The sequence below is a fragment of the Pseudomonas sp. Pseusp10 genome (assembly GCF_059492225.1).
This window is the reverse complement of record NZ_CP168528.1, coordinates 1,632,683-1,644,720: the sequence shown is the minus strand read 5'-3', so window position 1 is coordinate 1,644,720 and position 12,038 is coordinate 1,632,683. Positions and strand designations below refer to the sequence as shown.

Below are 12,038 nucleotides of genomic sequence, written 5' to 3'. Positions count from 1 at the left end.
TTTGCAGTATGGTTAGCCACCTGAACTGGATAAACGCTGAAAATCTTCAATCATTTTAAAGTTGAGCTTGATAATGGATTTATTCCAGGCAATGACCGTTTACGTGAAAGTGGTGGAGACCGGCAGCATGACCGCCGCCGCTTTGCAGTGTGATATGTCCACGACCATGGTCGGCAACCACCTCAAGGCCCTGGAGCAACGGCTGGGTGTGCGCCTGCTCAACCGCACGACGCGGCGCCAGCGGCTGACCGAGTTCGGTGCCGCGTACTACCAGCGTTGCCTGGAAGTGTTGGGGTTGGTGGCCGATTCAGAGCGACTGGCCGAACAGGCTCTGGACGAACCGAGCGGTACCTTGCGCATCACCGCGCCCTTGACCTTCGGCACCGAACGCCTGGCGCCGGCACTGAGTGAGTTCAGCCGGAAAAACCCGCGGGTGAAGCTCGACGTGGTACTGACCAACCGACGCCCGGATCTGCTGGAAAACGGTCTGGATGTAGCGTTTCGCCTCGGCGCGCTGGAGCCCTCCAACCTGATCGCCCGCCCGCTGATCGACTACACCCTGACCATGTGCGCGTCACCGGAATATCTGGCCCGCCGGGGAACACCGCAGACACCTGAAGACCTGCGACTCCACGATTGCCTGTCCTTTGCCTATCCGGCCGGCGATGACTGGCAATCGGTGCAAAAGGAATGGCGCCTGGCCGGTCCCGATGGCGAAGTCAGCGTGGGGGTCAGCGGGCCGATGCTGATCAACAGTTCGGCCGGACTGCATCAGGCAGCGCGAACCGGCATGGGCATCGTGATGATGCCCGACGCCCTGGTCGAGCAGGACCTCAAGGACGGAAAGCTGTTGGCCTTGATGCCCGATTACTGCCCGCCCAGTCGGCCGATGCACCTGATCTATGCCCAGGATCGCCACCGCTTGCCGAAACTGCGGCGTTTCGTCGAATTCGCCGTACGGATGTGGGGCAAGCACCCGTTGGCCGAATAGACCATGCACGAGTCAGTGGCAGGGTTGTCCATCCGCCCTTCACTCACATCCCCGACTTCACCAGCACCGGTTGTTCCTGATAACGATTCGGGTACAACTGCTTGAGCTGCGCCACCTTCGGCAAGTCATTGATCACGATGTACGGATAGGTCGGATGTTCGGTCAGGAAATCCTGATGCTCCTCCTCCGCCGGATAGAAACCGTTGAAGGTTTCAAGCCGGGTCACGATCGGTTTGTCGAAGGCATGGGCGGCGTCGAGCTGGGCGATGTAAGCCTGCGCGACCCGCTGCTGCTCAGCGCTTTTGGTGAAGATCGCCGAGCGATACTGGGTGCCGCTGTCCGGCCCCTGACGGTTGAGTTCGGTCGGGTTGTGCGCCACCGAAAAGTAGATCTGCAGCAAGGTGCCATAGCTGACTTGAGCTGGATCGAAGGTGACTTCGACCGATTCCGCATGGCCGGTATTGCCGTTGCTGACGCGCTCGTAATGCGCTGTATTGGCCGCCCCGCCCGCGTAGCCGGAGACGGCATTCTTCACGCCTTTGACATGCTGGAACACACCTTGAACGCCCCAGAAACAGCCACCGGCGAACACCGCGGTTTCGCTGCGGGCCTGGGTGGTTTCGTCGAGGGCCGGCGGTGGAATGATCACCGCCTCTTCGGCACCACCGAACGAGAAGGCCGAGCATTGGCTGATGATGCCGGCAGCCGCCAACCCCAGCAGGGTACGGCGCCAGGTAATGAGAGTTTTCATGGGGGCGAACTCCTGAATCGTTGAAAAGTTATCAGCCGAACGTGAAGGCGTAAGCCGACGCACCCGGGTCAAGAAACTCGATACTGAAGGTCCGGTCGCTTACACCGTCGTTCTGCCGCACCAGTTGGTACAAGCGCTGCTCGGTTACGGTGCCACTGCCATCGGGGGCCACGTCCATGCCATGGGCATCGCCGGGAGCCTGGCCGTCGATCAACACCTTGAAGCGCACCGGCTTGCCATCGGCGCCAGGACCGAGCACCAAATGCAAATCACGGGCATGGAAGCGATAGACGATGCGGCTGGCCGGTGCGCTGGCGGTGGCCCGCTCCGGGCCGACATGCCACTGCCCGCCCAGGCTCCAGTCGTTGAGGGCCAGTTGCGTCGGCGGGTTGTAGGCTGCGACCTTGTCCGGCACCAGCGCGGTTTCCGGCACGAAATGTTCCGCGCGCTGGTAGCCGACATAGGTTTCCGGCGACTGCACGGCGTTGTTGTCCGGGGCCATTTGCACGCCATCGGCCTTGGCATCGATCAGCCCGTCCGCAACTTTTGCAGCGCCTGCCTCACGCAGCAATTGCTGGATGACTCGCTCCGACTCCGCATACGCGCCTTCGCCGAAGTGGTGATAACGAATGCGCCCCTGGGCATCGGCAAAGTAATGCGCTGGCCAGTATTCGTTGTTGAAGGCGCGCCAGATCTTGAACTCGTTGTCGATGGCCACCGGGTAGTTGATGCCCAGGTCTTTCATGGCTTTGGTGACGTTGTTGACGTCGCGCTCGAAGGCAAACTCGGGCGCATGCACGCCGATCACCACCAACCCCTGATCGCGATACTTCTCGGCCCAGGCTTTGACATAGGGCAGCGAGCGCAGGCAGTTGATGCAGGAGTAGGTCCAGAAATCCACCAGCACGACCTTGCCTTTCAAGGCCTGGGCATCGAGGGGCGGCGAGTTGAGCCATTGCACGGCGCCATCCAGAGGCGGCAGGTTGCCTTCGACCGGCAAGCTGCCCGAGGTTTTCTCGGCCACGGGCATCGCGCCTTCGGCGACCGGGTTTTGCGCCATCAGCGCCACGCTGTTACGCGGCGACTTGCCGCTCAGTTTCTCCACCAGCGCTTGTTCAATACCGCCGGTGGACGCCGTGGAAAACCGCGCCAGAACCCCCGTGTCCAGCCCCAGGGCAATCGCCGCCACACCGGCCAGCATCGCCGCGCCGAGACCGCGACGCACCCATTCACCCGCGCCAATCGAACGTTTCATCGCGATGAAGACTTTTCCGCCCAACAGCAACGCCAGCGCGAGGGAAGTGGCGGCACCCGCGGCGTACGCCAGCAGCAAAAAGGTGGTTTGAATGCTCGCCCCTTGCAGCGCCGCGCCGGTCAGCAGCAAACCCAGGATCGGCCCGGCGCAGGGCGCCCACAGTAGGCCGGTGGCCACGCCGATCAGGAACGAAGCACCGGGACGTGGCCGCGCATCGGCGCCCGCCGCTTCCGATAAACGACCGCCCGCCGCCACCAGCGGCCGGGTCAGGCGCTCGGCCAGTTGCGGCAGCAACAACGTCAGACCGAACAACGCAACGAACACCAACGCCAGCCAGCGCCCGTACTGATTGAGCTGCACCACCCAGCCACCACCCACTGCGGCCAATGTGGCAACCAGCGCGAACGTCAGTGCCATCCCCACCAGCAGCGGCAATCCGCTTTTGACGAAGGGTTGCCCGGTGCGGGCGAAGACAAACGGCAACACCGGCAGAATGCACGGGCTGACAATCGTCAGCACACCACCGAGATAAGCGAGGACCAGCAGCCACATGGCGATTACCTGCAAAAAGTGAGTGGAAGGGAATCACACCGTCTTCGGCACGAATTTCATCGCCAGGCCGTTCATGCAGTAACGCAGGCCGGTGGGTTTCGGACCGTCATCGAAGACATGGCCCAAATGCCCGCCGCAGCGCCGGCAGTGAACTTCCTCGCGGACCATGCCGAACGCACGGTCCTGACGGGTGGCCACGGCCTTGTCCAGTGGTGCCCAGAAACTCGGCCAGCCGGTGCGGCTGTCGAACTTGGTTGCCGAAGAAAACAGCGGCAGGTCGCAACCGGCACACACGAACGTGCCGTCACGGTGCTCGTTGTTCAGCGGGCTGCTGTAGGCCCGTTCGGTGCCTTCTTCGCGAAGGATGTCGTACTGCTCGTCGCTCAGGATTCTGTGCCATTCGCTGTCGCTGTGGGTCACTTCGAACTCCTCGGCCGCACTGGCCTCGCTGATCAATGCCGTGCCTGTGGAAAACTTCGGCAACAGACCAATCGCCATGGCTGCCACCCCCAGCCCGCCGCTCGCTACAAGAAATTGCCGTCGTGAAAACATGCTCGCCTCCAAAAATCCAGGGGTGTTTCATGGAACACAGCCTAGGCTTTGGGTGATCGCCAAATCCTCACGGGAAGTTAAACAATTCGTGATAACTCGGGCGCTGAAAAACCCGCACAATGAATAACGCCAACATTGAACACTGCTATTCCTGTGGGAGCGGCGGTGCGGCGATCCGACTTGCTCGCGAAGACGGAGTGTCAGTCGATGGTGATACTGGCTGACCTGACGCTTTCGCGAGCAAGCCCGCTCCCACAGGTTTTTTGAACATAAGCCGAATGGCATGCGCCCATTGCACCGAAGGATTGAGCTGGATGGAACAGACCAAACGCGTCCTCGTGGTCGAGGACGATATGCATATCGCCGACCTGATCTGCCTGCATCTTCGCGATGAGCAGTTCGAGGTGGTGCACAGCGCCGATGGCGATGAAGGCATGCGCCTGCTGCAACAGGGCAACTGGGACGCACTGGTCCTCGACCTGATGCTGCCCGGTGTCGACGGCCTGGAAATCTGCCGCCGCGCCCGGGCCATGGCCCGCTACACGCCGATCATCATCACCAGCGCGCGCTCCAGCGAAGTGCACCGGATCCTCGGCCTCGAACTGGGTGCCGACGACTATCTGGCCAAACCCTTTTCCATGCTCGAACTGGTGGCCCGGGTCAAGGCGCTGCTGCGCCGGGTGGATGCCATGGCGCGCAACCTGAAGATGGACGCCGGCAGCCTGCTCACCGACGGCCTGGCCATCGATCCGATTACCCGCGAAGTGTCCCTCGACGGCCGTCGCCTCGATCTCACGCCCCGGGAGTTCGACTTGCTGTATTTCTTCGCCCGCCAGCCCGGCAAGGTGTTTTCGCGCATGGACCTGCTCAACGCCGTGTGGGGCTACAGTCACGAAGGCTACGAGCACACGGTCAACACCCACATCAACCGCCTGCGCGCCAAGATCGAGGCCGATCCGGCGCAACCGGTGCGCATCCTCACGGTGTGGGGCCGCGGCTACAAATTCGCCACCGGTGAGGAGCCGCAGCCATGAGGCTGACCCTGACGCAACGCCTGTCCCTGGTGTTCGCCGTGCTGCTGCTGGTGTGCTGCGGCACCTCGGCGTGGTTGCAGGTGCGCTCCAACCAGATGCATGAGCAGGAAGTGGTGCAAGGCTTGTCCCGGGACCTGGCGCAGCACATTGCCCGTGACACGGTGCTGATGGACACCCAGGGCCTGATGCCCAATGCCGTGCGCGATCTGTTCAGCAAACTGATGCAGGTCAACCCGAGCGTCGAGGTGTATCTGCTCGACACCGCGGGCAAGATTGTCGGCAGCGCCGCGCCCGAGGGCCGCATCCGTCGCGAACGGATCGACCTGGCCCCGATCCAGCGCCTGCTGCGGGGCGACGCCCTGCCGATTCTCGGCGACGACCCGCGCAGCGTCGATGCACGCAAGGTGTTCAGCGCTGCGCCGCTGAAGGTCGATGGCAAACCGGCCGGTTACCTCTACGTGGTATTGCTCGGCGAGGACCACGACCGCCTGGCCGAACGCGGCGCGACCAGTGCGGCGCTCAACACAGCGCTGCTGTCCATCGGCTTGGTGGCGCTGCTGTGCCTGATTGCCGGCCTCACCGCGTTTGCCCTGATCACCCGACCGTTGCGCCGCCTGACCGAAACCGTCAGCCAGTTCGACATCGATGGCGTTCCGGTCATGCCAGCCCCGCCCGTCGCAGTGGAAAAAGCCGCCAGCCACGATGAAATCGCCGTGCTCGATGCGGCGTTCCGGCAGATGCAGGCACGCCTGGGCGAGCAATGGCGTTCGTTGACCCGTCAGGATCAGGAGCGCCGCGAGCTGGTGGCGAACATCTCCCACGACTTGCGCACGCCGCTGGCCTCGTTGCACGGTTATCTGGAAACCCTGTCGCTCAAGGACGCCACGCTGTCCCCGGCCGACCGCCGTCGCTATCTCGGTATCGCGCTGGACCAGAGCCGCAAGGTGGGCGGTCTGGCGCAGTCGCTGCTGGAACTGGTGCGGCTGGAGCACGGCTTCGTGCAACCGGTGCTGGAACGCTTTTCCCTGACCGACCTGGCCCAGGACATCTTCCAGAAATTCGAACTCACCGCCGAGGCGCGCAAAGTCGAACTGAAGGCCACGTTCGCGCCGAACGTCTCGGCCGCCTGCGCGGATCTCGGGTTGATCGAGCGGGTGCTGACCAACCTGTTCGACAATGCCCTGCGCCATACCCCGCCGGGTGGCGAGGTCGAACTTGGCCTGCGCCCGCAAGGGTCGTACATCGAAGTCACGGTCAGTGATACCGGCCCCGGCATCGCCCCGGAACTGCGCGAAGGTTTGTTTCAGCGCCCGTTCAATATCGGCGGCGCACGGCGTGACGGCGGGTTGGGGCTGCGGATCGTGCATCGCATCCTGCAATTGCATGGGCGCGAGATTCAGTTGATCGATGTGCCGGGGCGGGGTGCAACCTTTCGTTTTTCGTTGCCGATTGATGAAGAGACAGCGTCGGCGTTGGCGGTGCGGTCGATGAACCTCAATACACCGCGGCAGGCCTGAGAGACCGCGGCGCCTGCATCGCGAGCAAGCTCGCTCCCACAGGGTTTTCGGGTGTTCACAGATTTTGCGTACACCCACTAACCCTGTGGGAGCGAGCTTGCTCGCGATGAGGCAGGCACAAACAACCCGAGATTCAGATCAGTCCCGATACCCCGGCGCCACTCGATCCAGCATTCGCAACAACGCCGCCCACGCCAGTTGCATGGCATCCGGATCACTCAACTCGCCTTCTTCCAGCGGCCGCCCCGGATCATTGAACTGCCGCTCGGTGTGCGCGCAAATCTCGGCCGACGGCAGCACCAGCTCACCGGCAGCTTGCGCCGCCAACTGAATCTCACAGGCCTTTTCCAGGTAGTACATACGCATGAACGCCTGCCCTACCGTCTCGCCCACCGTCAGCAAACCATGGTTGCGCAGCATCATCACCGGCTTGTCACCCATGTCCGCCACCAGCCGTTGTTGCTCACTCAAGTCCAGCGCTACACCTTCGTAATCGTGATAAGCGACACAACCGTAGAACTCCATGGAAATCTGATTGACCGGCAACAACCCACACTTCAACGCCGCCACCGCGCACCCGGATTTGGTGTGGGTGTGCAGCACACATTGCGCATCGTCACGGGCACCGTGGATGGCGCTGTGAATCACGAAACCGGCCGGGTTCACCGGGTACGGCGACGGCTCCACAGCGTGGCCATCGAGATCGATCTTGACCAGACTGGACGCGGTGATCTCGTCGAACATCAGCCCATAAGGGTTGATCAGAAAATGATGCTCCGGCCCCGGAATGCGCACCGAGATGTGGGTGAAGATCAAATCGGTCATGCGAAAGTGCGCAATCAAGCGGTAGCAGGCCGCCAGTTCTTCACGCAGACGTTGCTCTGTCAATGTCATGCCACGGTGCTCTCTTTTACGGTGCTCTCTTTCACGGTGCAGTCTTTCACAGTGCAATCTTCCAGCCCTTGCCCCAGGGCATCCCAGCCATCGAAGCCCCGGCGAGCGATGAACACCAGGCGTGTTGAGTTGGCCCGGGCGTCATCCAGTGCCGGCAGAAACTGACTGCGCGTGCCGACATGTTGCAGCCAGTGCGCCGTGCTGCCCGGCGTCAGCAGCACCAGGCCTTTGACCCGGAATACATCACTGGGCAGCGCCCTCAACCAGCCACGCAAGCACTCAACATAGAGGGCCGCGTTGCTCTGCCACAACCAGCTGCTGAACATCTCGCCATGATCGCCAGCGGACACCCGGGTCAGCGGTTTCTGTGCCCGAGGCTCAAGGTCCAGATCGGTATCCAGCCACAACGCATCGGGCAACTCGGCTTGCACACTTTCATGCACGCGAGTCCTGGCGCCCAATGCATCGCGCAGCGTTTGCAGCTGTGATTCATCGACCAGGTCAGTCTTGTTCAACAGCAACAAGTCGGCAGCCGCCACCTGCGCCCTAGCCAGGCGTGCGTACTCACCATCGAGTTGCAGATGACGGGTGGCGTCGACCACCGTGATGACCATGTCCAGTTGCATCTGGCTGCGCAGTTGCGGGTAGGCCAGGGTTTGCACGATGCGCTGCGGGTCGGACACACCGCTGCACTCGATGACGATGCGCTCCAGCCTTGGCTGCAACTGCGCCAGGCTGCCAAGCTGCGCCAGCAGGTCTTCCTGCACGGTGCAGCAGATGCAGCCGTTTTGCAGGCTGTACACCGCGTCGGTGACTTCGGAAACGATGGCCGCATCGATGTTCAGCTCGCCGAAATCGTTGACGATCACCGCCAGCCGACTGCCTTCGGCACGGCGCACCATACGGTTGAGTAGTGTGGTTTTACCGGCGCCGAGAAAACCCGACACCACGGTCACGGCGATACGTGGAGAAGTCATTCTGCCTTGCCCTCCAGCACCGGTGGTTCGCCCTGCCAGACGGCTTTGAGGCCGACTGCTTCCAACGTTGAATGGCGGTCGTAAACCAGTTGCCCTTCAACGAAGGTCAGCAGCACCTGGGTCTTGTGGATGTAGTTGCGTGCCGGTGCAGCGAACAGGTCGCGGTCGATGACGATCAGGTCCGCCGACTTGCCCACTTGCAGGCTCCCGGTGCTGTGCTCCAGGCCCATGGCCACGGCGCCGTTGCTGGTGATCACGGTCAGCGCCTGTTCGAGGCTGATCGGGTCACCGAAGCAGGCCGGATCGTCGTTCCACGGGTTCTGCCGGGTGATCATGGTTTCCAGCGCCAGCCACGGGTCGATGGACGCCACCGGCCAGTCGGTGCCCATCACCGCAGTGCCACCGGCGGCGAGCACGCCTTTGAAATCGTAGATACGCTTGAGGCGCTCCTGACCATAGCCGGAACGCGCGCCGCTGGCGAACGGCGTCGGGTACCAGGCGGCCGGGGAAAATTCGGCGATGACATTCAGTTCCTTGAAGCGCGGCAGGTTGCCGGGGTGCAGCAAGGTGCTGTGGGCGCACTGGTGGCGGACACCGCTGAAACCGTTGCGACGACGGGCCTCGGCCACGGCATCGAGGAACACGTCGGAGGCGCCGTCACCGGTGCAGTGGGCGATCACGCGGATGCCCTTGCGGTCCATGTCCACCACCATGTCGGTGATGTGTTCCGGGGTCAGGTTGAGCTTGCCGCGCCAGCTCGATTCCTGCGGCCACGGGGTCAGCAGGTACGAAGACTTCGGCTCGACCGTGCCGTCGAAATGGAACTTCACCGCGTTGGCGCTCAGGCGCGCGCTGCGGTAGTAGTGACGTTCACCGGCCAGCAGCTCCCAGCGGCGACGCACCGGGAAGATGTCGTCCTGCCAACTGATCGCCGCTTCGATGCGCACCGTCAGTTCGCCGCTGTCGTCCAGTTCCTTGAGGGCCTGCAAACGCTGTTCGCAGACGTGCACGTATTTGCTCGCCGTAACGCCACGCGAGCTCTGGAAATGCACGCCATCGCGATAGGCGCGGCGCAACACGCTGACCGGCGTCGGTGGCATGGCCGCGTGGATCATCGCGTAGGCGCCGTCAATCATCAGGCCGGTGGGTTCGCCGCTCAGCTCGTCACGCTCGAAATAACCGTTGCGCGGGTCGGCCGTGTGACGGTCGATGCCGGCCAGTTCCAGGGCCTTGGAGTTGACCATCATGGTGCCCCACATACGGTCGAGCAGCGCCACCGGACGGTCCGGCATCACGCTGTCGAGCCATTCGCGACCCGGCGTCAAACCCGCCTCGCGGAAGGTGTAGCGCACCCAGTATTGGCCATAGATCCAGCCGTCGCCGGGATGGCTGTCGGCATAGGCGAGGATGCTTTCGCGCAGCTGTTCCGGGGTCGGGTCTTCGATGCCGACGTCGAGGTCATCGGCGTAGCGCGGTGCCAGCGCGAGGTCGGGGTGCGTGTGCATGTCGTGCAGGCCGGGCATGCAGAACGCGCCTTGCAGGTCATGCACGCGGGTGTTCGGGCCCTTGAACATCTCGATCTGGCCGAGGCTGGCGACTGCGATCAACTTACCGTCGCGGATGGCCACGGCCTCGGCCCACGGGTTGGCCGGGTCCTGGGTGTAGATACGCCCGTTGGCGAGGATCAGGTCGGCGTAGGTCCCCTGCACGGAATGGGTAGAGGAAAAGTTATCGGACTCAGCCATGTAAGCCACCTTTGAGTTCAGGGAGATTGAAAGGTCCGCCGGGCGTTGTGCGTGTCGGCGACCTGAAAAAATTGTTGTTGTTTTAGTCAGCCAGAAACGTTGTGGCGTCGACCTCGATCATCACCGGTTCATGGCGATTGCCGAGTTGCCCGAGCAGCTCGCGCAAGCCGTGCAGATGGCTCACCCGGTGATGGGCGACGTGACAGCTCTGCGCCAGCGCAGCGAAGTCCGGCGTGAGGATGTCCACCCCCAGCAACGGCACCGCCTTGGCATTCATGTAGTCGCGGATTTCGCCGTAGCTGCTGTTGTTCCACAGCAGCAGGATCACGCCGGCGCCGGCCTCTTTGGCGGCGATCAGTTCGGCGCTGGAAAACTGCAAGCCGCCATCGCCGACTAACGCCACCACCGGGCGCAGCGGTCGGGCCAGCTTGGCACCGATGGCGGCGGGCAAACCGTAGCCGAGAGTGCCGTAGCCGCTGCCGGCGTTGAACCAGCTATTAGGGGTTGGCGCACGGTAGCCGAGGGCCCCCTGGTACACCGGTTGCGTCGAATCGCCGACGATCAATGGCTGCGGCAAGTGATCACGGAGCGTATCGAGCAAGGCTTGCATGCGGCTCTGCTGCGCGTTCCAGCCAGCCCGTTCGATGGCGTTGACCCGGCTCACCCGCTCGCCCGCCCAACCGGCAACAGCCTGACGTTGTGGCAGTCGCGCCAGCAGCGAACGCAAGCCCTGTCCGGCATCACCGAGCAATCCGACTGTAGCTGTCTGCACACCGAGCACTTGCATCGGGTCGATGTCCAGACGAATCAGCGGCACCTTGAACGCCAGTGGACCGAGGCCAAAAAAGTCATAGTCGGTTTCACCCAGTTCGGTGCCGACGGCCAACACCACGTCGGCCTCGGCGAACAGTTCGCGACCATGGGCCGACGACTGCACACCGTCGAGCAGCAAAGGATGTTCGGGAGCCAGCAAACCACGGGCGTTGGTGGTCAACGCCACGGGGGCCTGAAGACGTTCGGCGAGCGCGGCCAGGACTTCAGCGGCCCGGCGCACGCCGCCACCGGCGAGGATCAATGGACGCTTCGCGTTGCCGATCAGGGCCACCGCAGCATCAATGGCTTCCGGCGCCGGGGCAGGCGCTGCCGGTAACGGACGCGGGCGCAGGTCCAGACCTTCGGCGGACATTTCCAGCACATCCAGCGGAATCTCGATGTGCACCGGCCGCGGCCGCGTACAGCCAAACAAGGCAAACGCCCGCGCCAGTACTTCCGGCAATTGCGCCGGGTGCTGCAACGTATGGCTGAAAGCGCAGACCCCGGCAACCAGCGCGCGCTGATCCGGCAGCTCATGCAGGTGACCATGGCCCAGGCGCAGGTGTTCGCGACGGTTGCAGGTGGAGATCACCAGCATCGGCACCGAATCCGCATAGGCCTGGCCCATGGAGGTGATGATGTTGGTCATGCCTGGACCGCTGATGATGAAGCACACCCCGGGCTTGCCGCTGGCCCGGGCATAACCGTCGGCCATGAACCCGGCGCCCTGCTCGTGGCGCGGGCTGATGTGCTTCAGGCGACTGCCGTGCAAGCCGCGATACAACTCGACCGTGTGCACGCCGGGAATGCCGAAGACAGTTTCAACGCCATAGCCTTCCAGCAACTGAACGAGCGCCTGGGCACAACGGGGCATGCAGCACCTCCTGGATCAAGGGCCACGGTGGCCCAACGACGAATGGGGCTAGTATTGTTGAATCAACCGATACAACAATCGAT

Annotated in this window: 10 protein-coding genes; 3 read left to right on the top strand and 7 right to left on the bottom strand. The window is 63.0% G+C overall.

Features of this window, described 5'->3' with window-relative positions; all coding sequences use genetic code 11:
- Positions 1-73 precede the first annotated feature (73 nt).
- On the top strand, positions 74-991 hold the full coding sequence (locus ACEN8Z_RS07370; RefSeq protein WP_495597210.1) for a LysR family transcriptional regulator: 918 nt from the start codon (positions 74-76) through the stop codon (positions 989-991).
- A gap of 43 nt (positions 992-1,034) precedes the next feature.
- On the opposite strand, the gene msrA is transcribed toward ACEN8Z_RS07370, so the two are convergent.
- Genes msrA through msrB form a run of 3 tightly spaced genes read right to left on the bottom strand, consistent with a single transcriptional unit; the run spans position 1,035 to position 4,101 of the window.
- Positions 1,035-1,742 carry a peptide-methionine (S)-S-oxide reductase MsrA gene (gene msrA / locus ACEN8Z_RS07365; RefSeq protein ID WP_495597209.1) on the bottom strand — a complete coding sequence of 236 codons (708 nt, stop codon included), beginning with the start codon at positions 1,740-1,742 and terminating at the stop codon, positions 1,035-1,037.
- Positions 1,743-1,773: 31 nt separating this feature from the next.
- Positions 1,774-3,549 carry a cytochrome c biogenesis protein DipZ gene (locus ACEN8Z_RS07360; protein ID WP_495597208.1) on the bottom strand — a complete coding sequence of 592 codons (1,776 nt, stop codon included), beginning with the start codon at positions 3,547-3,549 and terminating at the stop codon, positions 1,774-1,776.
- Positions 3,550-3,582: 33 nt separating this feature from the next.
- Positions 3,583-4,101 carry a peptide-methionine (R)-S-oxide reductase MsrB gene (msrB, locus tag ACEN8Z_RS07355; RefSeq protein ID WP_495597207.1) on the bottom strand — a complete coding sequence of 173 codons (519 nt, stop codon included), beginning with the start codon at positions 4,099-4,101 and terminating at the stop codon, positions 3,583-3,585.
- Between the two features lie 314 nt (positions 4,102-4,415).
- Between msrB and ACEN8Z_RS07350 the strand changes: the two genes are divergently transcribed.
- Positions 4,416-5,135, top strand: coding sequence for a response regulator transcription factor (locus tag ACEN8Z_RS07350; protein WP_008000098.1), 720 nt, complete (start codon positions 4,416-4,418; stop codon positions 5,133-5,135).
- A complete protein-coding gene (locus ACEN8Z_RS07345) occupies positions 5,132-6,652 on the top strand; it encodes a sensor histidine kinase (protein WP_495597206.1) in 1,521 nt (506 codons plus the stop codon). The genes ACEN8Z_RS07350 and ACEN8Z_RS07345 overlap by 4 nt, the downstream gene beginning before the upstream one ends.
- Positions 6,653-6,790: 138 nt before the next feature.
- Here ACEN8Z_RS07345 and ACEN8Z_RS07340 read toward each other — a convergent pair whose 3' ends face one another.
- The 4 genes from ACEN8Z_RS07340 to ACEN8Z_RS07325 form a co-directional block, all read right to left on the bottom strand.
- Positions 6,791-7,546, bottom strand: a complete 756-nt coding sequence (locus tag ACEN8Z_RS07340) for a class II aldolase/adducin family protein (protein WP_495597205.1) — start codon at positions 7,544-7,546, stop codon at positions 6,791-6,793.
- A complete protein-coding gene (locus ACEN8Z_RS07335) occupies positions 7,543-8,523 on the bottom strand; it encodes a CobW family GTP-binding protein (RefSeq protein ID WP_495597204.1) in 981 nt (326 codons plus the stop codon). Before ACEN8Z_RS07335 ends, ACEN8Z_RS07340 begins: the two co-directional genes overlap by 4 nt.
- On the bottom strand, positions 8,520-10,268 hold the full coding sequence (locus ACEN8Z_RS07330; protein ID WP_495597203.1) for an amidohydrolase: 1,749 nt from the start codon (positions 10,266-10,268) through the stop codon (positions 8,520-8,522). The genes ACEN8Z_RS07335 and ACEN8Z_RS07330 overlap by 4 nt, the downstream gene beginning before the upstream one ends.
- 82 nt (positions 10,269-10,350) lie before the next feature.
- Positions 10,351-11,955: a 5-guanidino-2-oxopentanoate decarboxylase gene (locus ACEN8Z_RS07325; protein ID WP_495597202.1), complete on the bottom strand. Its 1,605-nt coding sequence runs from the start codon at positions 11,953-11,955 to the stop codon at positions 10,351-10,353.
- Positions 11,956-12,038: the final 83 nt, after the last annotated feature.